This window comes from Microbispora sp. ATCC PTA-5024 (assembly GCF_000511135.2).
Lineage (GTDB): Bacteria > Actinomycetota > Actinomycetes > Streptosporangiales > Streptosporangiaceae > Microbispora > Microbispora corallina.
Genome location: NZ_KI866524.1, coordinates 134,008 through 157,265, shown reverse-complemented (window position 1 = coordinate 157,265; position 23,258 = coordinate 134,008). Strand labels below are relative to the sequence as shown.

General features: G+C 72.1%; 22 protein-coding genes. 16 read left to right on the top strand and 6 right to left on the bottom strand.

What is annotated here, in order from left to right:
- Entirely contained in the window at positions 1–1,740 is a 1,740-nt protein-coding gene (locus tag MPTA5024_RS21465) for a S8 family serine peptidase (RefSeq protein ID WP_036327358.1), read from the bottom strand.
- A gap of 197 nt (positions 1,741–1,937) precedes the next feature.
- Between MPTA5024_RS21465 and MPTA5024_RS21460 the strand changes: the two genes are divergently transcribed.
- The 5 genes from MPTA5024_RS21460 to MPTA5024_RS21440 all read left to right on the top strand — a co-directional run bounded on the left by MPTA5024_RS21460 (position 1,938) and on the right by MPTA5024_RS21440 (position 7,576).
- Positions 1,938–3,617: an acyl-CoA mutase large subunit family protein gene (locus MPTA5024_RS21460; protein WP_036327356.1), complete on the top strand. Its 1,680-nt coding sequence runs from the start codon at positions 1,938–1,940 to the stop codon at positions 3,615–3,617.
- Positions 3,618–3,761: 144 nt separating this feature from the next.
- Complete coding sequence (locus tag MPTA5024_RS21455) at positions 3,762–4,679, top strand: tetratricopeptide repeat protein (RefSeq protein WP_036327354.1); 918 nt, start codon at positions 3,762–3,764, stop codon at positions 4,677–4,679.
- Positions 4,680–4,720: 41 nt separating this feature from the next.
- Positions 4,721–5,350, top strand: a complete 630-nt coding sequence (locus MPTA5024_RS21450) for a cytidylate kinase-like family protein (protein WP_036327352.1) — start codon at positions 4,721–4,723, stop codon at positions 5,348–5,350.
- Between the two features lie 137 nt (positions 5,351–5,487).
- A complete protein-coding gene (locus MPTA5024_RS21445) occupies positions 5,488–6,897 on the top strand; it encodes an NAD-dependent malic enzyme (RefSeq protein ID WP_036328964.1) in 1,410 nt (469 codons plus the stop codon).
- 103 nt (positions 6,898–7,000) lie between these two features.
- Positions 7,001–7,576: a YqgE/AlgH family protein gene (locus tag MPTA5024_RS21440; RefSeq protein ID WP_036327350.1), complete on the top strand. Its 576-nt coding sequence runs from the start codon at positions 7,001–7,003 to the stop codon at positions 7,574–7,576.
- 88 nt (positions 7,577–7,664) lie between these two features.
- Here MPTA5024_RS21440 and MPTA5024_RS21435 read toward each other — a convergent pair whose 3' ends face one another.
- Both MPTA5024_RS21435 and MPTA5024_RS21430 read right to left on the bottom strand, forming a co-directional pair.
- The gene (locus MPTA5024_RS21435; RefSeq protein WP_036327348.1) at positions 7,665–9,026 is read right to left on the bottom strand and encodes a cellulase family glycosylhydrolase; all 1,362 of its coding nucleotides are present in this window, start codon (positions 9,024–9,026) and stop codon (positions 7,665–7,667) included.
- A 235-nt stretch (positions 9,027–9,261) separates the two neighbouring features.
- On the bottom strand, positions 9,262–9,924 hold the full coding sequence (locus MPTA5024_RS21430; RefSeq protein ID WP_051458485.1) for a TetR family transcriptional regulator: 663 nt from the start codon (positions 9,922–9,924) through the stop codon (positions 9,262–9,264).
- Between the two features lie 132 nt (positions 9,925–10,056).
- Between MPTA5024_RS21430 and MPTA5024_RS21425 the strand changes: the two genes are divergently transcribed.
- The 6 genes from MPTA5024_RS21425 to MPTA5024_RS21400 all read left to right on the top strand — a co-directional run bounded on the left by MPTA5024_RS21425 (position 10,057) and on the right by MPTA5024_RS21400 (position 17,499).
- The gene (locus tag MPTA5024_RS21425; protein WP_036327346.1) at positions 10,057–11,631 is read left to right on the top strand and encodes a DHA2 family efflux MFS transporter permease subunit; all 1,575 of its coding nucleotides are present in this window, start codon (positions 10,057–10,059) and stop codon (positions 11,629–11,631) included.
- A gap of 77 nt (positions 11,632–11,708) precedes the next feature.
- Entirely contained in the window at positions 11,709–11,960 is a 252-nt protein-coding gene (locus tag MPTA5024_RS21420; protein WP_036328960.1) for a DUF3039 domain-containing protein, read from the top strand.
- Positions 11,961–12,031: 71 nt separating this feature from the next.
- Positions 12,032–13,393: a zinc metalloprotease gene (locus tag MPTA5024_RS21415; protein WP_198167317.1), complete on the top strand. Its 1,362-nt coding sequence runs from the start codon at positions 12,032–12,034 to the stop codon at positions 13,391–13,393.
- Positions 13,394–13,833: 440 nt separating this feature from the next.
- Positions 13,834–14,514 carry a hypothetical protein gene (locus MPTA5024_RS21410; protein ID WP_036327343.1) on the top strand — a complete coding sequence of 227 codons (681 nt, stop codon included), beginning with the start codon at positions 13,834–13,836 and terminating at the stop codon, positions 14,512–14,514.
- A 531-nt stretch (positions 14,515–15,045) separates the two neighbouring features.
- Positions 15,046–15,519, top strand: coding sequence for a hypothetical protein (locus MPTA5024_RS21405; RefSeq protein ID WP_157099632.1), 474 nt, complete (start codon positions 15,046–15,048; stop codon positions 15,517–15,519).
- A 228-nt stretch (positions 15,520–15,747) separates the two neighbouring features.
- Positions 15,748–17,499, top strand: a complete 1,752-nt coding sequence (locus MPTA5024_RS21400; protein WP_036327339.1) for a DEAD/DEAH box helicase — start codon at positions 15,748–15,750, stop codon at positions 17,497–17,499.
- 50 nt (positions 17,500–17,549) lie between these two features.
- Here the strand turns inward: MPTA5024_RS21400 and MPTA5024_RS21395 are convergent, their stop codons facing one another.
- From MPTA5024_RS21395 to MPTA5024_RS21385, 3 genes are all read right to left on the bottom strand, one after another.
- A complete protein-coding gene (locus tag MPTA5024_RS21395; RefSeq protein WP_036327337.1) occupies positions 17,550–18,158 on the bottom strand; it encodes a hypothetical protein in 609 nt (202 codons plus the stop codon).
- 132 nt (positions 18,159–18,290) lie between these two features.
- A complete protein-coding gene (locus tag MPTA5024_RS21390; protein WP_036327335.1) occupies positions 18,291–18,863 on the bottom strand; it encodes a nicotinamidase in 573 nt (190 codons plus the stop codon).
- Positions 18,864–18,921: 58 nt separating this feature from the next.
- The gene (locus MPTA5024_RS21385) at positions 18,922–20,205 is read right to left on the bottom strand and encodes a nicotinate phosphoribosyltransferase (protein WP_036327333.1); all 1,284 of its coding nucleotides are present in this window, start codon (positions 20,203–20,205) and stop codon (positions 18,922–18,924) included.
- 39 nt (positions 20,206–20,244) lie between these two features.
- Here MPTA5024_RS21385 and clpS point away from each other — a divergent pair, with 39 nt between their 5' ends.
- The 5 genes from clpS to MPTA5024_RS21360 all read left to right on the top strand — a co-directional run bounded on the left by clpS (position 20,245) and on the right by MPTA5024_RS21360 (position 22,958).
- Positions 20,245–20,532: an ATP-dependent Clp protease adapter ClpS gene (gene clpS, locus MPTA5024_RS42430; protein ID WP_036327330.1), complete on the top strand. Its 288-nt coding sequence runs from the start codon at positions 20,245–20,247 to the stop codon at positions 20,530–20,532.
- A 20-nt stretch (positions 20,533–20,552) separates the two neighbouring features.
- Positions 20,553–21,077, top strand: a complete 525-nt coding sequence (locus MPTA5024_RS21375) for a DUF2017 domain-containing protein (RefSeq protein WP_036327329.1) — start codon at positions 20,553–20,555, stop codon at positions 21,075–21,077.
- Between the two features lie 9 nt (positions 21,078–21,086).
- On the top strand, positions 21,087–21,500 hold the full coding sequence (locus tag MPTA5024_RS21370) for a Mov34/MPN/PAD-1 family protein (protein ID WP_036327327.1): 414 nt from the start codon (positions 21,087–21,089) through the stop codon (positions 21,498–21,500).
- Between the two features lie 231 nt (positions 21,501–21,731).
- On the top strand, positions 21,732–22,010 hold the full coding sequence (locus MPTA5024_RS21365; protein WP_036327325.1) for a MoaD/ThiS family protein: 279 nt from the start codon (positions 21,732–21,734) through the stop codon (positions 22,008–22,010).
- Positions 22,011–22,958: a PLP-dependent cysteine synthase family protein gene (locus tag MPTA5024_RS21360; RefSeq protein WP_036327323.1), complete on the top strand. Its 948-nt coding sequence runs from the start codon at positions 22,011–22,013 to the stop codon at positions 22,956–22,958.
- Positions 22,959–23,258 lie beyond the last annotated feature (300 nt).

Genomic DNA, 23,258 nt, shown 5'->3' with positions numbered 1-23,258 from the left:
TCAGTGGCCGACGGCCCGCAGGGCGTCGACGATGCCCCTGCCGTAGAAGCCGTTGCTCTGCGGCGTCCCCTCGCAGGTGTGCGTGGCGGTCACCGTCGTGCCGTCCGGCAGGTGGCGGACGTAGGTGTAGGCGGGCGGGTTCGGGCAGGGCGTCGGGGTCGCCGTGCCCTTGAGGACGCCCTCGACGACGTCCGGGTCGAGCGTCAGCCCGCCGTGGACGTGGTCGCGGTGGCCGTACCGGCTGACGATCAGCGCCGCGACGCCGGCCGCGCGCGGCGAGGCCATCGAGGTGCCCTGCAGGTACTGGTAATAGCCGCAGGTCGAGCCCTTGCAGTCCTTCACGACGTACGGCACGGTCGGGTCGCCGTTGGCGTCGATCTCTCCGTTGGCGACGGCCAGCGCCTTGGGGTAGGCCGCGAGCGTGGCCTTGGTGATGTCCCGTGTCTGTCCGGGTGTGTCGTAGACGTCGCCGCCGGGGGAGGCGACGTCGACGTAGCCGTTGCCGTAGTCGGAGTAGTACGCCTTGCGGGTGCTGATGCCGGTGGAGGAGACGGAGATGACGTGCTCGCCCTCGCTCGGCATCGAGACGCAGCTCGGCGGGATGGTCCGGCTGCGGGGCTGCTGGCCGGCGAAGGCGGCGAAGTCCGGGCTGGAGGCGTCGACGATGGTCTTGGTGTAGTCGGTCGCCCCGTTGCCGGCCGCGGAGACCAGCGTGACGCCGTGCCGGTGGGCGTAGTCCAGCGCCCGCTGGACGGCGGCGATGATCGTCCGCTGGTCCTGCTGCTCCTGCGGCGAGTCGGCGGGGTTGTCGGTGCAGTTGAACAGCCAGGGGTCGACGTAGTAGCTCATGTTGACCACGTCGACGCCGATGTTCCCGGCGTAGGTCAGGGCGTCCACGGTCGGCTGGAGGAAGAAGTAGCCGGAGTCCTGGCCCGCCCGCAGGTTCACCAGCGTCACCTTGGGCGCCACGCCCGCGATGCCGAGACGGTTGACCGGGGAGGCGATCGAGGAGGCGACGTGGGTGCCGTGGCCGTCCTCGTCCACGTCGTTCGGGTCCGTGCAGGAGCCGTCGGGGTCGCTCTCGCAGGGACCGTCGATGACGGTGCCGTTGGCGTCGGCGGGCAGGTCGACGGTGAAGTTGCGGCTGAGCCGCCGGTCGAAGTTCGGCGCGATGTCGGGGTGCGAGCCGTCGATGCCGGTGTCGAGGACGCCGACCAGGACGCCCTTGTCGCCGGGCTCGTACGCGTGGGCCTTGTCGGCGTGGATCTGCTTCATGTCCCACTGCAGGTCCGCGAGCGGCTCGTCCTTGGCGCCGCGCCGCCACTTGGCGGGCGAGGCGCCGTCCCGGCCCTCCTTCTCGACGGCCCTGCTCCTGGCCTGGGCGGCCTGCGCCGCGGCGCGCGCGGCCGTGGCGGACGCCTTGGCCTCGGGCGGCACGCTGCCGATCACCCGGTTGCGGGCCACTCCTTCGATGGCGGCGGAGCCGCGGAGCGCGTCGGCGAAGCCGGCGTCGCCCGTCCTGACCGTGGCCAGCCCGACATCGGTGTTGACCGTGACGACGCTGCCGCCCGCGGCCTCGATCGCCTTCTGGGCGTCCGCGGGGGCGGCGCCCTCCTTGTAGAGCACCAGGTACTCGGTCTGCTCTGCCGAGCCGGCGGCCGTGGGGACGGCCTGCGCCGGCGCGGCCAGGGCCGCCGCGATCATCGCCGCGGTCGCGGCGACGACTGTCACGCGCTTCACATCCACCTCCGTGTGGATTCTCGGGGGGCGTTGCCCATCGTTGAAGAGATCGGGGGTCTGTCATAGATCCGTAAGAATTCGCGACCAATGTGTGACATGAGCGCGACGCGGGCGAGGTTCCGGAGGGGAGGCCTGGTGGCAGGAAACTACTAGGACGTCCTAGTATTTTCTCGACGACCACATCAGCGGAGGGGCGCATGGAACCGGAACCCACAAGCGCGGCGGCCATCGAGGCGGGCAGGGCGCGCTGGCAGGCGCGCCACGACGCGGCGTACAAGCGGGCGCGCGAGTTCCGGACCCTGTCCGGCCTGGACGTCGACCCGGTCTACGGGCCGCCCGGCGACGACCCCCGGTTCGAGCGCATCGGCTGGCCCGGCGAGTTCCCCTTCACCCGCGGCCTGTACGCCACCGGGTACCGGGGCCGGCCGTGGACCATCCGCCAGTTCGCCGGCTTCGGCAACGCCCGGCAGACCAACGAGCGGTACAAGATGATCCTGGGCGCGGGCGGCGGCGGCCTGTCTGTGGCCTTCGACATGCCGACGCTGATGGGCCGCGACTCCGACGACCCCCGCTCGCTCGGCGAGGTCGGCCACTGTGGCGTCGCGATCGACTCGGCCCTCGACATGGACCTGCTGTTCGACGGCATCCCGCTCGGCGAGGTCACCACCTCCATGACCATCAGCGGGCCCGCCGTGCCGATCTTCTGCATGTACGTCGTGGCCGCCGAGCGGCAGGGCGTGCCGGTCGGGCGGCTCAACGGGACGCTCCAGACCGACATCTTCAAGGAGTACATCGCCCAGAAGGAGTGGCTGTTCGCCCCCGAGCCGCACCTGAGGCTGATCGGCGACCTCATGGAGTTCTGCGCGGCGGAGATCCCCGCGTACAAGCCGCTGTCGGTCTCCGGCTACCACATCCGCGAGGCCGGGGCCACGGCCGCCCAGGAGCTCGCCTTCACGCTCGCCGACGGCTTCGGGTACGTCGAGCTGGGCCTGTCGCGCGGCCTCGACGTGGACGTGTTCGCGCCGGGCCTGTCGTTCTTCTTCGACGCGCACATCGACTTCTTCGAGGAGATCGCCAAGTTCCGCGCCGCCCGGCGCATCTGGGCCCGGTGGATGCGCGACGTGTACGGCGCCCGCACCGAGAAGGCCCAGTGGCTGCGCTTCCACACGCAGACGGCGGGGGTCTCGCTCACCGCCCAGCAGCCGGACAACAACATCGTCCGCACCGCGATCGAGGCGCTGGCGGCCGTGCTCGGCGGCACCAACTCCCTGCACACCAACGCGCTGGACGAGGTGCTCGCGCTGCCGTCGGAGAAGGCCGCCGAGATCGCCCTCAGGACGCAGCAGGTGATCATGGAGGAGACCGAGGTCGTCAACGTGGTCGACCCGCTCGGCGGCTCCTGGTACGTCGAGGCGCTGACCGACCGGCTGGAGGCCGAGGCGGAGAGGATCTTCGCGAGGATCAGGGAGATGGGGCGCGGCGACATGACGTCCGGCATCCTGCGCGGCATCGAGGACGGCTGGTTCATGTCGGAGATCGCCGAGTCGGCCTTCGACTACCAGCGCAAGCTGGAGAAGGGCGACAAGAAGATCGTTGGCGTGAACTGCCACACCTCGACCGTCGAGGAGCCGCTGGAGATCCTGCGGATCAGCCACGAGGTGGAGCTGGAGCAGCGCCGGGTGCTCGCCGGGCGCCGCGCCGCCCGCGACCGGGCGGCCGTGGACACCGCCCTGGCAGCGCTGGCGGACGCCGCCCGGACCGGCGAGAACATGATCCCGCCCATGCTCGACGCCGTCCGCGCCGAGGCCACCCTCGGCGAGATCTGCGACGTCCTGCGCGAGGAGTGGGGGACCTACTCCGAGCCCGCGCGGTTCTGACCGCCGTCACGCACTGAGCCGGGCCGGGAAACCGGCCGGTCCAGGGCCCCGTCCGCCCAACCGCGGGCGGCGTCCGGAGGAACGGACGTCGAAGGAGGCGGGGATGGCACGGATCAGCCGCGAGGGTACGGCAGGATTGGGGGTATGGCAGCGGAGTTCTCTCGACCTGGATCGCTCTACGGCGCCGTGGACCTCGGCGCGCGCAAGCAGGCACTCGAAGCGCAGGCGCGGCGCGAGGCCGCCGGTCCCGCCGGGGCCGCCGAAGCGGACGTCGTCGACGTCACCTCGGCCACGTTCAACGCCGAGGTGGTGGAGCGCTCGCTGAGCGTTCCGGTGATCGTCGAGGCGACGGTGACCCGGGCCGAGCAGGTCCGCCAGTTCAGCGCCGTCCTGGAGAAGCTGGCCGCGGAGGCCGCCGGGGCGTGGGTCCTCGCCCGCGTCGACGTGGAGGCCGATCCCCAGCTCGCCCAGGCCCTGCGCATGCGGGCCGTGCCCACCGTCTACCTGGCCGTCCAGGGCCAGCTCATGCCCCTGTTCGAGGGGCCGCTGCCGGAGTCCCAGCTCCGGCAGGCCCTGACGCAGGTCTTCGAGCAGCTCGGCATCGAGCTGGGCGCGCCGGCCGAGGCGGACGCCCCGGACGAGCCGCCGCTCGACCCCGACCTGGCCGAGGCGGAGCGGGCCATGGACAAGGGCGACCTCGACGCCGCCGCGGCGGCCTTCGAGCGCCTGCTGGCCCGCTCGCCCGGCGACGAGGGCGCGAAGATCGGCCTCGCCGGGGTCGGCCTGTTCCGGCGCACCCAGGACCTCGACGCCGCCGACGTGCTCCGGCGGGCCGCCGAGGACCCGGCCGACCTCGACCTCCAGACCCAGGCCGCCGACCTGGAGATGGTGAACGGCCAGGTGGACGACGCGTTCGACCGGCTCATCCGGCTCATCCGGCAGACGAGGGGAGCCGACAGGGACAAGGTGCGCCTCCACCTGCTCAGCCTCTTCGAGGCGCTGCCCGCCGACGACCCGTCGGTGTCCAAGGCGCGCCGGGCCCTGGCGAACGCGCTGTTCTGAGCCCACTCGTACAAACCCAGCTGTAGGGGCATAAAGGGGACGTGCAGGTCGTCACCCTCTCCGCGACGTACGGCACGGGCGGGAGCGTCATCGGCCCGGCGGTCGCCGAGCGGCTCGGCGTGCCGTTCCTCGACCGGGCGATCCCGGGCGCGGTCGCGCAGGATCTCGGCGTCACGCTGGAGGAGGCGCTGGCCCACGACGACCGCGCCGAGAGGGGCCTCGCCCGGCTGCTCCTGGGGATGACCCGGCTGCCCAGCGTGACGTGGGGCGGCGTGGAGGCCCACCTGCCCCCGTCGGCGCCGCTGACGCCGGAGGAGTTCACCCAGCGGACCGAGCAGGTCATCAGGGAGACCGCCCGGACGACCGGAGGGGTGTTCCTGGGGCGGGCCGGCGCCATCGTGCTCGCCGACCACCCGGGGGCCCTGCACGTGCGCCTCGACGGGCCGCTGCGGCGGCGCGTGCTGCAGACGGCCGCCTTCTCCGGCGTCGACGAGCGCGAGGCCCGGCGGGTGGTCTGCGCCAACGACCGCGCCCGGGCGGCGTACGTGCGGCAGTTCTACCGGGCCGACCCGGCCGATCCCGGCCTCTACCATCTGGTGCTGGACAGCACGGTCGTCCCGGTCCCGACATGCGTGGAGCTGATCGTGACCGCGTCGGTCTCTTTGGGCTGAATCACCCGGTCGGGGATGGCACGATGGATACACCCACGGAGCCGTCGAGCCGGGCGCGTGAGCGTGGCCCCAAGTGGCCCGCGCGGGAGCAGCCGGGTGAGCGCGGCCGGACATACCCCGCAAAGGAGCGGATGAACGTGGCCACCGTGCCCAGCGTTTCCTACTCGATCACCGTCCGTCTCGAGGTGCCCGCGGGGGGCAAGGCCGTCAGCCTGCTCACCCACGCGGTGGAGAACGCGGGCGGCGTGGTGACCGCCCTCGACGTCACCAACGCCGGCCACGAGAAGCTCAGGATCGACGTGACCTGCGCCGCCAAGGACGCCGACCACGTCCAGGCCATCGTCGACAGCCTCGGCGCGGTGGAGGGCGTGGCCATCCACAAGGTGTCCGACCGGACGTTCCTCATGCACCTCGGCGGCAAGATCGAGATGCAGTCGAAGGTCCCGCTGCGCAACCGCGACGAGCTGTCCATGGCGTACACGCCGGGTGTGGCCCGGGTGAGCCTCGCCATCGCGCGCAACCCCGAGGACGCGCGCCGCCTGACGATCAAGCGCAACTCGGTCGCGGTCGTGACCGACGGGTCGGCCGTCCTCGGGCTCGGCAACATCGGCCCGGCCGCCGCCCTGCCGGTGATGGAGGGCAAGGCGGCCCTGTTCAAGCGGTTCGCCGGCATCGACGCGTGGCCGATCTGCCTCGACACGCAGGACGTCGACGAGATCGTCCGCACCGTGCAGCTGATCGCGCCCGGCTTCGGCGGCATCAACCTGGAGGACATCTCCGCGCCCCGCTGCTTCGAGGTCGAGCGGCGGCTGCGCGACCTGCTCGACATCCCGGTCTTCCACGACGACCAGCACGGCACCGCGATCTGCGTGCTCGCGGCGCTGACGAACGCGCTGAAGGTGGTGGGCAAACGCCTGCCCGACGTGCGGATCGCGATGGCCGGGGCCGGCGCCGCCGGCACCGCCGTCCTGCGCCTGCTGCTCGCCGCCGGGGCACGCAACATCATCGTCTGCGACTACCGCGGCTCGGTGCACCTCGGCCGCGACGACCTCGACGCGTCGCTGCGGTGGATCGCCGAGCACACGAACGGCGAGGGGTACGGCGGCGACCTGCGCGGCGCGGTCAAGGGCGCGGACGTCTTCATCGGCGTGTCCGCGCCCGGGATCCTGACCGGCGACGACGTCGCCGCCATGGCCGAGGGCGCCGTGGTGTTCGCGCTGGCCAACCCCGAGCCGGAGGTGTCGCCCGACGACGCGAGGGAGCACGCCGCGGTGGTGGCGACCGGCCGGTCCGACTACCCCAACCAGATCAACAACGTGCTCGCCTTCCCCGGCGTCTTCCGCGGCCTGCTGGACGCGCAGGCGACCGAGGTCGGCCAGGAGATGCTGCTCGCCGCGGCCAGGGCCCTCGCGGCGGTCGTGAGCCGCGAGGAGCTCGGGCCCAACTACATCATCCCGAGCGTCTTCCACCCCGACGTGGCCAACGCGGTCGCGGCGGCGGTGCGGGAGTCGGCCGGGGGACGGCCCCGCGGCTTCACCGAGGCCTGATCGACGTCACCTTCCGTAACCACCCCAGACCGGTCGGTAATAGACGGCGGGCAAATAGGGGGTGACGTACCCGATTCGCCATTCCTCCCTCATCATGGGAAGTATGGCGGAAGCGATCTACGTCGGCGGGTTGCTCGTAGCGACGCCACTGCTCGACGACCCCAACTTCCGGCGTAGCGTCGTGCTCGTCCTGGAGCACGACGAGGACGGCGGCACTCTGGGCGTGGTCCTCAACCGGCCCAGTGAGATCTCGGTGACCCAGGTCCTGCCCTCGTGGGACTCCCTGGTCACCGGCCCCCCGGTGCTGTTCGAGGGCGGCCCGGTCCAGACCGACAGCGCGCTCGCCCTCGCCGTCGTGCTCAGCGGCGAGGAGCCGCTGGGCTGGCGGCGGCTGCAGGGCAGGGCGGCGGTCTCCCGCCTCGGCACGGTGGACCTCGACGCGCCCCCGGAGATCCTCGCGGGGGAGATCTCCCAGATGCGGATCTTCGCCGGCTACGCCGGCTGGACGGCCGGGCAGCTCGAGAACGAGCTGCGCGAGGGAGCCTGGTACGTGGTCGACTCCGAGCCGGGGGACACCTTCCACTCCGATCCCGAGACGCTGTGGCGCACCGTGCTGCGGCGACAGCAGGGCGACCTCGCGCTGGTCGCCACGTTCCCCGACGACCCCATGCTCAACTAGCGGAGCGGTCCGGCACGCGCGGAGGCGCGCGCCGTGCGGAAGGGGGCCGGGCGCGGCCCCGCGCCCGGCCCCCGGTCCGCGATCCTGCTCAGGCCGCCGTGCAGGAGGGCGACGGCACGCCGTTCGAGCCGTTCCACGACCCGAGGAACCCGAAGGTCGTGCTCGCGCCCGCGCCGAGCGAGCCGTTGTAGCTCACGTTCCTCGCGGTCACGGCCGAGCCGCTCGTCGTCACCGAGGCGTTCCACGACTGGGTGACCGTCTGGCCGTCGGCGAACGTCCAGGTGACCGTCCACCCGCCGATGGCGGCGTTGCCGGCCTTGACCGCGACCTCACCCTGGAAGCCGCCGCCCCACTGGTTGACGACCTTGTACGTCGCCGTGCACCCCTTGGAGCCCGGAGACGGCGAGGGGCTGGGCGAGGGGCTGGGCGACGGGCTCGGGGAGGGACTCGGCGACTGCGGGGGGTTCCCGCTGTAGATCGTCGCCTCCTTCGCGGTCGCCCTGATGCCGTTGGCGCCGTCGAACAGCCGCCGGCCCCACGAGGTGAGCTGGCCGACGTTGAAGTTCGTCACCTGGTCGAGGTACTCGACGCCGCCGCCGTTGCCGCTCCACGACCAGCCCAGGTAGCCGATGCCCCGCGACTGGGCCTGCGCCATGATCGTGTCCTCGTCGGGGTCGCCGTCCGAGTGCATGTAGCCGAACTCGCCCACGACGAGCGGGAGTCCCGCGGTCTGGAACGCCTGCATGTAGTTCGTGACCTCGGCCGCCGTGTCGTACACGCCGTACATGTGGATGGAGAAGACGGTGTTCCTTTGGGGGTCGGCGTTGAACACCGCGGCGGCGTTGTCGCGCATCGTGAAGCTCCAGTCCTGGCCCCAGTTCGGCGCGTCGACCATGATCAGGTGCTGGAAGCCGTTGCTGCGCAGCCGGCTGATCGCGTTGCCGGTCGCGGCGGTCCAGCCGGAGGTGTTCGTGTTGCCGTACGGCTCGTTGCCGATGTCGATGACGACGTAGTTCTCCTGGCCGGCCAGCACGCTCTTGAGGCCGAGCCAGTAGGTCACGGCCTGGTCCAGCGTGTAGGCCGCGCCGTCCTCGCCGTAACCGGTGGTGTCGTGGTCCTCCAGAACGCAGATTAACCGGTTCTGCTTGCACAGGGAGACGACGTTGGCGACGTCGCTCGCCGTGTTCGCCGTCCAGCGGCCGCCGCTCAGCACGACGCGGACCGTGTTGGCGCCGAGCGACTTGATGTTCGCGAAGGAGCCCGTCTGCGAGGGGAACCACGTGTGCGCGTGGCTGGTGCCCCGCATGACGAACGTGCTGCCGTCGGCCTCGACGATCTTCGTGCCGCTGACGTGGAGGCCGGTGGCCGCCTGGGCGGTCCGCGTCAGGGCGGTCACCGACATCAGGAGGGCGAGGATGGCCGTGCCCACGGCGATGGATCGTGTTCTCATGCTCTACCTCGGGTGGAGGGATCGGCGCGCGTCGGAGCGCCGCACGCACCATAGGCAGGGCGGAGCGAGGCCGTACAGGACGCGGGGCGGCGGGCGGCCGAAGCGGTCCCGGCGCCTGCTGAACCGGTTCGGTTGGCAGGCGCCGGGACCAGCGGGATCCCCGCTGATGCGGTCCTTCGCGGGGCCGCGTCACCCGGGCGGGACGGGTGAAACGTTCACCCGGGCCCGCGGCCCCTCATGTGGCCGGGGACGGCCGGGGGACGGTCGCCGCCGCCTCAAGGGTTCCGGAGGCGGCCGGCTCCAGCCGGTCCCACCCCGGGCGCAGGGACGCGGCGGCCATGTCCAGCAGGTCCTCGAACCGCTGCACGATCAGGCGCGGATCCTTGCAGCCGCCGTAGCAGACGATGCCCATCGAGGCGAACAGCGACACGACGAACCGGGCGCGCAGGTCGTCCGGGCCGGCCCCCATCCGGCGGGAGACCTCGGCCACCATCTGCCGCTCGTTGTCCATCATCAGCCGCAACTGTCCCGCGAGCAGGGCGGGCGTGGCCTGGATGAGCTCCTGGAGCCGCAGGAAACGGGTTGCCTCGGCCGGATCGAGCGCGCGTAGGATGCCGAGCACCGCGCGCATGGCCTCGGTGAGCGCGGTGAAGGGGGGCTCGTCCGCGGGGCGCGCGGCCAGTTCGGCGATGAAGACCTCGTGCTGGTCGGCCAGGAGCGACAGCGCGGCCTCCTCCTTCGAGGCGAAGTACCGGAAGAACGTCCTGGTCGAGACGTCCACCTCCGCCGCGATCCGGTCGACCGTCGTCGCCTCGTAGCCCTGGGCCAGGAAGAGGTCGACAGCCGCGTCGATCAGAGCGGTCCTCGTCCGGTGCTTCTTGCGCTCGCGAAGACCCATGGCCGTCACCTCCTGGAAATTCGGGGTTCACACACTGCCAGATGTCACCGTATGTCGGATAAAAGGATTTGTCATCTGTCATCGACTGACATAAATTACGACGCGTTGACGAGGTCAAGGGGGGAACCATCCATGGCTCAGGCTGTCGCCGTAGACGCCGTAGACGCCGAAGCGCCGCCGGGACAAGGGCTCGGCCGTCCGTGGCTCACGCTGCTCGCCGTCTCGCTCGGCGTCATCATGGTCATGCTCGACGGCACGGTCGTCGCGATCGCGAACCCGGTGATCGGGGTCGATCTCCACGCGTCGCTGTCGGACCTGCAGTGGATCACCAGCGGCTACCTGCTCGCGCTGGCGGTCTTCCTGATCACCGCCGGAAAGCTCGGCGACCTGTTCGGCCACAAGATGGTCTTCCTGATCGGCGTCGCCGGGTTCGCCCTGAGCTCGCTCGCCATCGGCCTGACCTCGTCGGTCGGCATGCTGATCGCCCTCCGGGTGCTGCAGGGCCTGTTCGGCGCGCTGCTGCAGCCCGCCGCGCTCGCGCTGCTGCGGTCGGCCTTCCCCGGCGAGAGGCTGAACATGGCGATGGGGGCGTGGGGGGCCATCATCGGCCTGTCGAGCGCGGCCGGACCGATCGTGGGCGGCCTGCTCGTGGAGAACGTGAGCTGGCAGTCGGTCTTCTTCATCAACGTGCCGGTCGGCGCGGCGGCCCTGATCTTCGGCCTGCTGGTCCTCAAGGAGAACAGGGCGAAGACGCTGTCGAGGGTCGACTGGCTGGGCGTGCTGCTGCTGTCGCTCACGATGTTCGCGCTGGTGTGGGCCATCATCAAGGCGCCGGAGTGGGGCTGGGGCGACGCCCGGACGATCGGCTTCCTGGCCGCCGCGGTGGTCGTCGGGGGCGTGTTCCTGTTCTGGCAGGCGCGCGTGCGTGAGCCGCTGCTCCCGCTCAGCCTGTTCCGCAACGTCTCGGTCTCCATCGGCACGGCGCTGATGATCCTCATGGCGTTCTCGATGTTCGGCGCCATGTTCTTCCTGACGTTCTTCTTCCAGGGCGTCCACGGGCTCAAGCCGCTGGACTCCGGGCTCCGGATGCTCCCGATGAGCGCCGGCATGATCGTCGCGTCCCCCATCGCCGGCGTCCTCATCGGGAAGCTCGGCGCGCGGATCACCATCGCGGGCGGCATGGTGATCACCGCGGTCGCGATGTTCCTGATGTCGCGGCTCGGCGTCGAGGCCGCGTTCGTCGACAGCGCGATCCCGTTCGTGCTGCTGGCGTTCGGCCTGTCGCCGGTGTTCGTCGGCGCGACCGAGATCATCGTGGGCAACGCCCCCGAGGAGCTGAGCGGCGTCGCCGGCGGCGTGCAGAACTCGGCGATGCAGGTGGGCGGCGCCCTCGGCACCGCGGTCCTCGGCGCGATCGTGTCGGCCCGGGTGGCGAGCGTGTTCCCCGGACACCTCGGCCCGGCGGCCGCGGCGATCCCGCCGGCCCAGATGGAGGGACTCAAAAGCCTGGCCGCCGTCGGCATGGCCCCTCCCGGGCTCAGCGGGCCCGCGGCGAAGGTCATCGCCGACGCGTCGCACCTGTCGTTCATGGACGGCCTGCACCTCGGGTTCGTGGTGAGCACGATCGTGGCCGTGGTCGCCGCGATCCTCGCCCTGTTCGTGCGCGCCGGCCGCAAGACCGAGGGCGCCGCGGTCCACATCGGCTGATCCCGCATCCGCCCGTACGGCTCCCGCTCACCCGCGGGAGCCGTACGCGTGCGAACGGGTCAGTAGACTCGGTGACCGTGAGCAGCACGAAGATTCTTCCCGAGAGCGACACCACGCCGAGGCTGTCGCACGGCGACGGCGACCACGAGCGCTTCTCGCACTACGCCGACAAGAACAAGATCACGGAGAGCTACGTGACCGGCAACCCGGTCCGGGCCCTGTGCGGCAAGGTGTGGGTGCCCAGCCGGGACCCGAAGAAGTACCCGGTGTGCCCCGAGTGCAAGGAGATCTACGAGGGTCTGCCCAAGGGCGAACCGTCCGGCGACTGAGTGTCGGTCCGGGCCGCCCACCCCGCGGACGGCTAACGTCAGGCTCCTGACCAGCCGTATCGGGGGAACGAATGGCCCGGCGCTCGATCGCCGTCTTCTTCGCATGCCTGTGCGCCTGTGGCGCGCTGTCCGGCCGGGCCGACGCCTCGGCCCGTCCGGGGGCCGCCGGGGCGCACGCCCAGGGGGTGACCGGGGCCGAGCGCGTCGTCGCGTCCGCGCGCGGTCGCGGTGGACGGGCGGCTCGCCTGTCCGCCTGCGCCGCCCCGACGCGGCATCCCGGCGCCGAGGAGCTCACCCACGCCCTGGAGCCGCGTGACCCGGGCCCCGCCGAGGTCGCCCGGATGGACGCGGACCTGCGACGCCGGCTCAGCGGCTCGGCGACCACGGACGCCGCCCACCGCGACCCCGACGCCGTCCGGGAGATCCGGGTGCCGGTGTGGGTGCACATCATCAGGGACGGGTCCCTCGGGCTCCCCGACTCCGCCGTTCCCCGCCAGATCGCCATCCTCAACCAGGCGTACGGCGGGAGGTACGGCGGCGTGGACACCGGCGTGCGGTACACGCTCGCGGGCGTGACGCACACGGCCAACCGGGCGTGGTTTCGCGACCCGCTCGGCAACGAGGCCGCGATGAAGGAGAAGCTCCACGTCGGCGGCCCTGAGACGCTCAACCTGTACGTCGCGCAGCTGGGCGAGCTGGTGCTGGGCTACGCCACCTACCCGTACTGGTACAAGGACGAGCCCCTCCTGGACGGCGTCGTGATCGACTGGCGCAGTGTCCCCGGCGGGCCGCTCCGGCAGTTCGACCGGGGCTTCACGGCCGTCCACGAGATCGGCCACTGGCTGGGGCTGCTGCACACCTTCGAGAACGGGTGCAAGGCGCCCGGCGACTCCGTGGCCGACACCCCCGCCGAGGCGTATCCCACGACCGGCTGCCCGGCGAAGAAGGACAGCTGCCCGGCGCCCGGCGGGGACCCCACGCACAACTTCATGGACTACGGCCAGGACCGGTGCATGCGGGAGTTCACGGCCGGGCAGGCCGTGCGGATCCGGCAGATGTGGGACGCCTACCGCCGCCCCAGCCCCGCGGCCGCCGCCATCGCATCGTCCGCCGCCGACCCGTCCGCTGTGGCTCCCGCTGCCGTGGCTCCGCCTGCGGTGGCTCCGCTCGCCCCGGCCGCGGTGGCCCCTCTCCCCCCGGCCCAGGCCGCCGTGGCCCCTCTCGCCCCGGCCCCGGCCGCGGTGGCCCCTCTTGCCCCGGCCCCCGTCGCTCACGCGGCGAGTACTCCGGCCTCCCTCGTCCCGGCCGCTGTGGCGCCGCGCACACCCGCTCACGCAGCGAGTACTCCGGCAGCCCTCGCTCACGCAGCGGGTGCTCCGCCCGCGGTCGCGCCGGCTGTGGTCGCCCCGCGGCTCTCGCCCCTGCCGCGGTAGCCCACCCAGAGGGTGCCCTGGCCGCGGTCGCTCCGGCTGCTGTGGCTCCGCGCACACACGCTCACCCAGCGGGTGCTCCTCTCGCCCCGGCTCACGCAGCGGGGGGCCCGGCCGTGGTCACTCCGGCTGTGGTCGCTCCGTCCGCCTTCGTTCCGCCCGCGCCCGGCGCCGCCCACCCCGTGGCTCCCGGCCTGTAGCCGCGGCGCCTTCCGCCGCGTGGGGTCGCGGCGCCTCACCGCACACATGCGGCCCTGGTGCCGGTTTCGCGATGCCGGCGCGCGCGGGCCGGGGACGCACTTCGCCGCGGTGGGCGGTGCGGGTTCCGGGCGGCCGCGGGCGCGGGTTCCAGGGCGGCCCCGGGGGCCGTTGACGTCGCGGCGCGCGTATGAGTAACTCCTCAGCAGCGCTCATGCCCCCCATGGGCGGCTCCGGGAGGCTTCGTGGACGATCAGTGGACCCGCCGGGTCTGGCCGCCTGAGGGGCACGGGGAGCCGGCCCCGCAGGAGGAGGACCTGCCGCCTTCGGCCCGCTGGTACGGCACGCCCGCCCCGCCGCCTCGCCGGATGCCGCGCTGGCTCCAGCGCCTGCTCGTCACGGCGGCCGCTCTGGTGGCCGCCGGGGCTGTTATCGGCGCGGTCACCGTGACGATCCTCGGCCGTGCCGAGAGCGCGCCGCCGCCCGTGGTGAGCGACCCGCTCGCGGGCGTGTCCTACACCCTGCCGCCCGGCTGGAGCGAGGGGGTGGTCGCACCCGTCACGGGGTTCACGTCGGTCGCGGCGCACGGCGACCTGGCCACCGTGATGGCCCGACCGGGCGACCGGGTGGACCCGCCCAACCTCCGCTCGGCCGTCATCGACCTTGGCGACCTCTACACGAGCCTGCTGCTCCACGGCGACACGATCGAGGTGGTGGACGACCACGCGGTCACCGTCAACGGCCGTCCCGGCCACACCCGCGCCGTACGGGCCGCCTACCGTGACGTGGTCAACGAGCCGGCCTTCATGCGGGTGACGCTGCTCACCCGGCCCGACGGCGGCAGCACGGTCATGCTCGGGCTCGCGCACCCCGACGATCCCCGGTCCCGCGCGGACATCGAGGCCGTGATGGCCGCCGCCCGCTGAGCCCTCCCACTGAGCCCTCCCACTGGGCCCTCCCGCCGAGCCCCCCGCCCGGGCGCCGTCCCGGTGTCGAGGCCCCGCACGGCGCCCCGACTCGGTAATCCCGGCCCTGAGGCGTCAGCCCGATGCGGCGTATTCCCGGAATGGGAGTCGAGCGGCTTTCGGGGCGACCGCACGGCATCGAGCGGAAATCGGCCGCCGTGCTCGCCGTGCAATCCGCGTGAATCGTCCCGGTCATTCCAGGCGAGAACCCGCCGAACGTCCTTGAACAGTGCCGATGCCCTGACGTCGGGAAAGATGAGCATTATGCGGTCGCCCTTTTCGATAGGCGGAGCATCTGTTTGCCGTCACCCAATACGTGCCTCGCTGCCCAGCTTTTCCTCGACAGGTAACTTCGGGGACGCATCGCTAACGCGGTGACCCGGAAAGACCAACTCTCATATGGGGGGAAATCAATTGATTTCTCGTAGGAGCAGCTCGGCCTCAGGCGCGCGTGGCGCCGTTCGCCTGCTGACGTTGGGCGCCGTTGCCGCGGTGGCCTCTGCAACTGTCGGACTGTCGGGCTCGATGGCGGCCGACGCCGCCACCGCGACGACGAAGGCCGCCCCCGGCGACCACAAGGTGAACGGGCCGGCCCAGGACCGGCAGACCGAGAACCGGCCGGTCCTCGACTCGACCCTCGTCCGCGGCCTCGCGGTCGTGGGCCCGCCGGCCACCAGCGGCGTCGTCTTCACGGTCTCGGCGAACAACGGCGTCCCGTACGTCAACGACCCGCGCAGCACGCCGACGCGCTGGCAGAACCTGCGCCGGGTGCCCGGCAGCCAGGGCGCCTACGTGACCAACATCACGGCGACGGAGGACGTGGGGTCCACGACCACCGCGCCGACGCTGCGGATCACGGCCCGGACCTCCGACAGCAACATCTTCTACACCGTCTGCACCGTCACCTCGGCGCTGCCGACCACGGGTGCGCTGCCCTGCACCACGTGGGCGCCGCTCCCGTCCTGACGGTTCCGCTGAACGGATGACGTCCCGGGCGGACCGCGCCCCGGAGGCCTGACGGCTCCGGGGGCGGTCCGCCCTCGCGCGTGTGGGCGGCGTAGCACAAGGGGTGAATCCGGGCCAGGATCGCGATCGGTCGGCATGTCTTGTCGGTGGGTCGGGCTACTCTGAGGTCACTGTGAGGGAGCGAACCGATAGAGGCAGCAGTGTTCCGACGAGCTCGGGGAGGCGTTGTTGAGCGTTTCGGCCGCGTCCCATCTGTCCCCCTCCTATCCCGACCGAGCCGCCTGGGGCACCGCGCCCAAGCTCCGCGCGTGGCAGCAGGAGGCGTTCGACCTCTACGTCCAGCGTGAGCCCCGCGACTTCCTGACCGTCGCCACCCCCGGCGCCGGCAAGACCACGTACGCCCTGCGGATCGCGAGCGACCTGCTCAGCCGTGGAGTCATCCGGGCGGTGACCATCGTCACCCCCACCGAGCACCTCAAGCGCCAGTGGGCCGACGCGGCCGCCAAGGTCGGCATCGGCATCGACCCCGAGTTCAAGAACAGCCAGGGCGCGACCTCGCGCGACTACACCGGCGTCGCCGTCACCTACGCCCAGGTCGCCATGCATCCGGCGCTCCACCGGGCCCGCACCGAGGCCCGCAAGACCTTGGTGATCTTCGACGAGATCCACCACGCCGGCGACGCGAAGTCCTGGGGCGACGGCGTGCGCGAGGCGTTCGAGCCGGCCACGCGGCGGCTCGCCCTCACCGGCACGCCGTTCCGGTCCGACGACAGCCCGATCCCGTTCGTCTCCTACGTCGAGGACGGCGAGGGCGCGCTGCGCAGCGTCTCCGACTACTCGTACGGGTACGGCCCGGCCCTGGCCGACGGCGTCGTCCGGCCGGTCATCTTCCTGGCGTACTCGGGGGAGATGAAGTGGCGCACCAGGGCCGGCGACGAGATCACCGCGACCCTCGGCACCCCGCTCACGAAGGACCAGCTCTCCCAGGCCTGGCGGGCGGCCCTCGACCCGAAGGGCGACTGGATCCGCCAGGTCATCCACGCGGCCGACCGGCGTCTCACCGAGGTGCGCCGCGGCGTGCCCGACGCGGGCGGCCTGGTCATCGCCTCCGACCACGAGTCGGCCCGGGCCTACGCGCGGCACATCCGGGCGGTGACTGGGCAGGGGGCGCACGTCGTGCTCTCCGACGACCCGGGCGCGTCCAAGAAGATCAAGGACTTCGCGGCCTCCGACGACCGGTGGCTGGTCGCGGTGCGGATGGTCTCCGAGGGCGTCGACATCCCCCGGCTGGCCGTCGGCGTCTACGCGACGAGCACCTCGACGCCGCTGTTCTTCGCCCAGGCCGTCGGCCGGTTCGTGCGCGCCCGCAAGCGCGGCGAGACCGCGTCGGTGTTCCTGCCGTCGGTCCCCATCCTCATGGGCCTGGCGGGCGAGATGGAGGCCGAGCGCGACCACGTCCTCGGCCGCCGGCGCGACGAGGACGGGCTCGACGACCTGCTCCTGGAGCAGGCCCAGCAGGAGAAGAAGCAGCCCGACGCGCTGGGCGACGAGCTGCCCTTCCAGACGCTGGAGGCGTCGGCCACCTTCGACCGGGTGCTGTTCGACGGCGGCGAGTTCGGCACGGCCGCCGAGCCGGGGTCCCCGGAGGAGGAGGACTTCATCGGCCTGCCCGGGCTCCTCGAGCCCGACCAGGTGGCGTCGCTGCTGCGCAAGCGCCAGGCCGACCAGCAGGCCGCGCGGCGCAAAACCAAGCCCGACCAGGCTCCGCAGCCGCTCGCCCCGCACGAGCAGATCCACGAGCTCCGCAAGGAGCTGAACGGCCTCGTCGGCGCGTGGAACCACCGCACCGGTCAGCCGCACGGCGTGATCCACGCGGAGCTGCGCCGTTCCTGCGGCGGCCCGCCCATCGCGCAGGCCACCGCCGAGCAGGTCCGCGAGCGGATCGCGATGATCCGCAAGTGGGCCACCCAGCGCCGCTGACCCGGCGCCCGCTCGCCGTAACCCCCGGACCGCCGTGATCCCGGCTCGGATCAGGCGCCGTGGCGCTGGGGGATACGGCGCCCGGTGTGGCCGTTGATCGCGACGTAGCGGCGGTGGTGCCGGATGGGCTGGGTGAGGCGCAGGTCGAGTGAGGCCGTTCCGCCGTTCACGTGCACCGGCACGGTCTGCAGACCCTCGTGGTAGCGGCTCGGCGTGCCCTCGTGCAGCCACAGCCGCAGCCGTCCCCCGTCGTGGTGCAGCGCGACCGCCGCCGTGCCGCATTCGGCGAACGAGGCCGGCCAGTAGAGCGTGATGCCGTGCAGGACCCGGCCGCGCAGCGACAGCCGTACGGCCTCGGGGGCGAGCATCCGCGACGCGCAGTCGTCGCCGGCCGAGGGCTGGGCGGCCGCCGCCGGCGGGAGCGGAAGCACCGGCAGAGCCCCCGGCGCCCCCGCCCGGGCCGCGGGGCGCGGGGTGAGGACGGCCTCCCGGGTGAGCGGTTCCTCGATGAAGCCGTAGGCCATCGTGGCCGCCTGCAGACCCGTCAGCGTGACCCCCGCGAGCACGCGGAGCGACGCGGCGCGGTGCCGCCCGAACAGGAGCCAGACACAGACGGGGGTCAGGACGAGCCAGGAGAGTCCGAGCAGGATCGCGAGCATCGGGCCGCCAATCGACGAGGAGCTGTCGCTCTAGGTAATACACCCGTGACGCTGCGTGGTGAAGTCATTGACCACCCCGCCGCTCCCGCGTCGGCGAATCTCCCCGGCGCCCGCGTCCGCTCGAAAAGGCCGTCAGGACCGGACGACGGGCGTCCCCACGAGCTCCACCCCGGCTTCCGACAGCTGGGCGAGCGCGGCGTCCGTGGTGGGCCGGGCCACCCCGGCCGTCAGGTCGAGCAGGATCCGTACGCCGAAGCCCTCGCGGGCCGCGTCCAGGGCGGTCGCCCGCACGCAGTGGTCGGTGGCGATGCCGACCACGTCGAGGGCCTCGACGCCGCGCTCACGCAGCCACGCGGCGAGCCCGGTGCCGCCGGCCGTGGCGCCCTCGAAGCCGCTGTACGCCGCCCGGCGCTCGCCCTTGCTGAAGACCTCTTCGACCTTCGCGGTGTCCAACGCCGGGTGGAACCCGGCCCCCGGCGTCCCCACGACGCAGTGGGCGGGCCAGGTGTCCACGTAGTCGGGCTCGGCGGCGAAGTGGGCGCCCGGGTCGACGTGGTAGTCGCGGGTGGCCACCACGTGGTCGTACCGGTGGGCGGCGAGGTGGCGGCTGATCGCCGCGGCGACCTCGGAGCCGCCGCCGACCGGAAGGCTGCCGCCCTCGCAGAAGTCGTTCTGCACGTCGACGACGACGAGCGCTGTCTTCATGGGATCACCTCGCGATCGCGAGAGACCGGCGTCGTCCTCAAGCGCCGGTCTCCCGCGATCAATTGAAGATAGTAGGGACTGCGGGGTCTCCAGGGGAGAGGCTGCACGCTTCGAGCGGCAACTCCTCAAGCGTCGCGCGGTGCCGCTCCCGGGCCGCGCCGAGCGGTTCGCGGCCGACGACCTCGCCCTCGCGGACCAGTTCGGCCAGCAGCGGACGGTCCCGGCCCTCGACGGGGGCGCCGGTGACGATCTCACCGATGGCCCTGCCGCCGCTGGTCCGGCGGTAGGCCCACTTGCGGCCGCCCCTGCTGGGCTTGCCCACCGACCGCTTGGCGACGGGCAGCATCTCGCCGCCGGGACCCTCCCGGGCCACCAGCTTGTACACGAGGCTCGCCGTCGGGTGGCCCGAGCCGGTGGACAGGGCCGTCCCCACCCCGTACGCGTCGACGGGGGCGGCCGCGAGCGCCGCGATGGCGAACTCGTCCAGGTCGCCGGTCACGACGATCTTGGTGTGGTCGGCGCCGTACCCGTCGAGCTGCTTGCGCACGTCCACGGCGGCGGCCGCGAGGTCGCCGGAGTCGATGCGCACCGCGCCGAGGTCGGCCCCGGCCAGCTCGACGGCGGTGCGGACGGCCTTGGCCACGTCGTAGGTGTCGACGAGCAGGGTGGTGCCGAGCCCCAGCGAGTCGAGCTGGGCCCGGAACGCCTCCTCCTCCGAGTCGTGGAGCAGCACGAACGCGTGGGCCGCCGTGCCCGCCGTGGGAACGCCGTACAGGCGACCGGCCATCAGGTTGGACGTCGAGGAGAAGCCGCACAGGTACGCGGCCCGGGCGGCGGCGACGGCGGCGCTCTCGTGGGTGCGGCGGGAGCCCATCTCGATCAGCGGCCGGTCGCCCGCGGCCCGGACCATCCGGGAGGCGGCGGCCGCGATGGCGCAGTCATGGTTGAAGATCGACAGGATGACGGTCTCCAGGAGCACGGCCTCGGCGAAGGTCCCCTCCACCACCATGATCGGCGAGCCCGGGAAGAACGCCTCACCCTCGCGATAGCCGTACACATTTCCGGAAAACCGGTAATCGGCGAGAAACGCCAGAGTCCGCTCGTCGACGATCCGGGCCGTCCGGAGAAACTCCAGATCGTCGTCCCGGAAGCGGAACCCCTCCAGCGCGTCGAGGACGCGGGCGGTCCCGGCCACCACGCCGTACCGCCTCCCACCCGGCAGCCTGCGGGCGAACACCTCGAAGACGGCGCGGCGGTTCGCCGCCCCGCTGGCGAGGGCGCCCTGGAGCATCGTCAGCTCGTACTGATCGGTCAGCAGCGCGGTCCCGATGGTCGTTGGCACGTGTCGAAGACTACGACCGCGGTGGTGCAGGATGGTTACGTGGGTAGCACCGCTCCAGCCGAGGTCGAGCGTCCCGCGTCGGACGTGCGTCCCGACCTGCCCTGGCTCACGATCGTGTGGAACGACCCGGTCAACCTCATGTCGTACGTCACCTACGTGTTCCAGACGGTCTTCGGGTATCCCCGCGAGAAGGCCGAGAAGCTGATGCTGGACGTCCACCACAAGGGCAAGGCCGTGGTCGCCAGCGGCACCCGCGAGGAGATGGAGCGCGACGTGCAGATCCTCCACTCCTACGGGCTGTGGGCCACCGTCCAGCGGGACTCGTAGGCCGCCGGCCGAGGAGGGGTATGAGCACCGGTTTCAAGGCGACGCGCGACGGCGTCTCCATCCACCTCGACCCGGGTGAGGTGTCGATCCTGCGGTCGCTGGTGTCGCAGATCCTGGGCCTGGTCGAGCCGGGCTCGACGGGCGACGACCCGCTGGAGCGCGCGCTCGGCATCGGCTCGGCCGCCGCGCCCGCCGACCCCGTGCTCGCCCGGCTGTTCCCCTCGGCGTACGCCGACGACGAGGAGGCGGCCGACGAGTTCCGGCGCTACACGGAGGCGACGCTCCGCGACGGGAAGCGGGCCGACGCGGCCACCCTGCTGGAGACGGCCGCGCCCGGCCGGCTGCACCTCACGTCCGAGCAGGGGCAGGCGTGGCTGCGGGCCATCAACGACGTGCGGCTCGCGCTGGGCGTCCGGCTGGAGGTCACCGAGGAGATCCACGAGGAGATCGCGGCGATGTCCGAGGACGACCCCCGCTATCCGGCGCTCGTGACCTACGACTGGCTGACCTACCTGCAGGACACCCTGGTCCGCGCGCTTTGGTAGTTTGCCCGCATGCTGACGATCTCACGCGAGCTGGTCGACAGGATCGTGGCCCACGCCCGGGCCGACCACCCCGAAGAGGCGTGCGGCGTGGTCGCCGGTCCCGCCGGGTCCGACCGGCCCGAGCGGTTCGTCCCCATGGAGAACGCCGAGCGGTCGCCCACGTTCTACCGCTTCGACTCGATGGAGCAGTTCCGCGTGTGGCGTGAGATGGACGACCGGGACGAGGTGCCGGTGGTCATCTACCACTCCCACACGGCGACCGAGGCCTACCCCTCGCGGACCGACGTCAGCTACGCGTCCGAGCCGGACGCCCACTACGTCCTGGTGTCCACGGCCTCCGACGAGCCGCAGTTCCGGTCCTTCCGCATCGTCGAGGGCGTCGTCACCGAGGAGGACGTCAAGATCGTGGAAGCGTACGGCTAGACTGGCGGCATGCCCATGGATGACGCCCGCCGCGTGTCGTCTCCGGCTGTGCCGCGTCGCCGGGTGCGCCCCGGATCTCCTGTTCGGCTGTGCCTGTTCGCGCACACGCCGTCCGTCGTCGTGTACGACTGTCGCTGAGCGTTCCGCGCCGGAATCCACACCCACCTGACCATGTTCCAATCAGGTGGACGCCCACCAGTGACGACAAATGATCAAGGAGATTGAGCCGCGATGGCCATCGAGGTCCGCATTCCGACCATCCTCCGCACCTACACCGATGGCGCCAAGGCGGTCGACGCCACGGGATCCACCCTCGAAGAGCTGATCGGCGACCTGGAGTCGCGCCACCCCGGTCTGAAGGACCGGCTGGTGGACGGCGGCGCCCTGCGCCGCTTCGTGAACGTCTACCTCAACGACGAGGACGTCCGCTTCCTCGGCGGCCTGGAGACTCCCGTCTCGGACGGCGACACGGTGACCGTGCTGCCGGCCGTCGCGGGCGGAGCCCGCTAGATGCGCTTCGACTCGTTGATCGACTCGGTCGGCCGGACGCCTCTGGTCGGTCTGCCCCGGCTGTCGCCGTCCGGCGACGTGCGGATCTGGGCCAAGCTGGAGGACCGGAACCCGACCGGGTCGATCAAGGACCGTCCCGCGCTGTGGATGGTCGAGCAGGCCGAGAAGGACGGCCTGCTCACGCCCGGCTGCACGATCCTGGAGCCGACGTCCGGCAACACCGGCATCTCGCTGGCCATGTCGGCCCGCCTCAAGGGGTACCGGCTGATCTGCGTCATGCCGGAGAACACCTCGGAGGAGCGCCGCCAGCTGCTGCGCATGTGGGGCGCGGAGATCATCTCCTCGCCCGCGGCGGGCGGGTCGAACGAGGCCGTCCGGGTCGCCAAGGGCCTGGCCGCCGAGCACCCCGACTGGGTGATGCTCTACCAGTACGGCAACCCGGCCAACTGGCGGTCCCACTACGAGTCCACGGGCCCGGAGATCCTCGAGGACCTGCCGACCGTGACCCACTTCGTCGCCGGCCTCGGCACGACCGGGACGCTCATGGGCGTCGGCCGCTACCTGCGCGAGCACGTCCCCGACGTGAGGATCGTCGCGGCGGAGCCCCGCTACGGCGAGCTCGTGTACGGCCTGCGCAACGTCGACGAGGGCTTCGTCCCCGAGCTGTACGACGAGTCGGTGCTGACCACCCGCTACTCGGTCACCTCCGCCGACGCCCTGCGGCGGACCCGCGAGCTGCTGGCCACCGAGGGCATCTTCGCGGGCATCTCGACCGGCTGCGCCCTGCACGCGGCGCTCGGCATGGCCCGCAAGGCCGTCGAGGCGGGGGAGCGGGCCGACATCGTGTTCGTCGTCGCCGACGGCGGCTGGAAGTACCTGTCCACCGGCGCCTACGAGGGCACGCTCGGCGAGGCGGAAGACCGCCTCGAGGGCCAGCTCTGGGCCTAGGCCGTCTCCGGCAGGGGCGGGCTGTCTTCGCCGGACACTCCCAGCCTCTTCGGGGGTCCCCGGTTCTTGCGCCGTTCCGGCCCAACCGCGGGGCGGCGGGCCGGACGGTGGCCTACGATGTGCAGTGATCTTGCAGAAGCGTGTGTGCAGCGCGCGGACCAGCGCCGCCACTCGTCGTGGTCGTGGTTTCGGCGCGCGATCCCACGCCCACGGGCGGCGCCGCCCGGGTCCGCTCGCCACGTGCTTCTGCAAGATCACCAGGGTCGTGCTCAGTCGACGAGGACGCGGAGGGCGAAGGGG

Excerpts from the sequence above, each read along its gene's own strand:
- MPTA5024_RS21390 (WP_036327335.1), bottom strand. The coding sequence starts at position 18,863 with ATGAAGACAGCGCTCGTCGTCGTCGACGTGCAGAACGACTTCTGCGAG.
- MPTA5024_RS21360 (WP_036327323.1), top strand. The coding sequence starts at position 22,011 with ATGCGCTTCGACTCGTTGATCGACTCGGTCGGCCGGACGCCTCTGGTC.
- MPTA5024_RS21365 (WP_036327325.1), top strand. The coding sequence starts at position 21,732 with ATGGCCATCGAGGTCCGCATTCCGACCATCCTCCGCACCTACACCGAT.
- MPTA5024_RS21370 (WP_036327327.1), top strand. The coding sequence starts at position 21,087 with ATGCTGACGATCTCACGCGAGCTGGTCGACAGGATCGTGGCCCACGCC.
- MPTA5024_RS21460 (WP_036327356.1), top strand. The coding sequence starts at position 1,938 with ATGGAACCGGAACCCACAAGCGCGGCGGCCATCGAGGCGGGCAGGGCG.
- MPTA5024_RS21430 (WP_051458485.1), bottom strand. The coding sequence starts at position 9,924 with ATGGGTCTTCGCGAGCGCAAGAAGCACCGGACGAGGACCGCTCTGATC.
- MPTA5024_RS21395 (WP_036327337.1), bottom strand. The coding sequence starts at position 18,158 with ATGCTCGCGATCCTGCTCGGACTCTCCTGGCTCGTCCTGACCCCCGTC.
- MPTA5024_RS21375 (WP_036327329.1), top strand. The coding sequence starts at position 20,553 with ATGAGCACCGGTTTCAAGGCGACGCGCGACGGCGTCTCCATCCACCTC.
- MPTA5024_RS21415 (WP_198167317.1), top strand. The coding sequence starts at position 12,032 with ATGGCCCGGCGCTCGATCGCCGTCTTCTTCGCATGCCTGTGCGCCTGT.
- MPTA5024_RS21455 (WP_036327354.1), top strand. The coding sequence starts at position 3,762 with ATGGCAGCGGAGTTCTCTCGACCTGGATCGCTCTACGGCGCCGTGGAC.
- MPTA5024_RS21435 (WP_036327348.1), bottom strand. The coding sequence starts at position 9,026 with ATGAGAACACGATCCATCGCCGTGGGCACGGCCATCCTCGCCCTCCTG.
- MPTA5024_RS21440 (WP_036327350.1), top strand. The coding sequence starts at position 7,001 with ATGGCGGAAGCGATCTACGTCGGCGGGTTGCTCGTAGCGACGCCACTG.
- MPTA5024_RS21425 (WP_036327346.1), top strand. The coding sequence starts at position 10,057 with ATGGCTCAGGCTGTCGCCGTAGACGCCGTAGACGCCGAAGCGCCGCCG.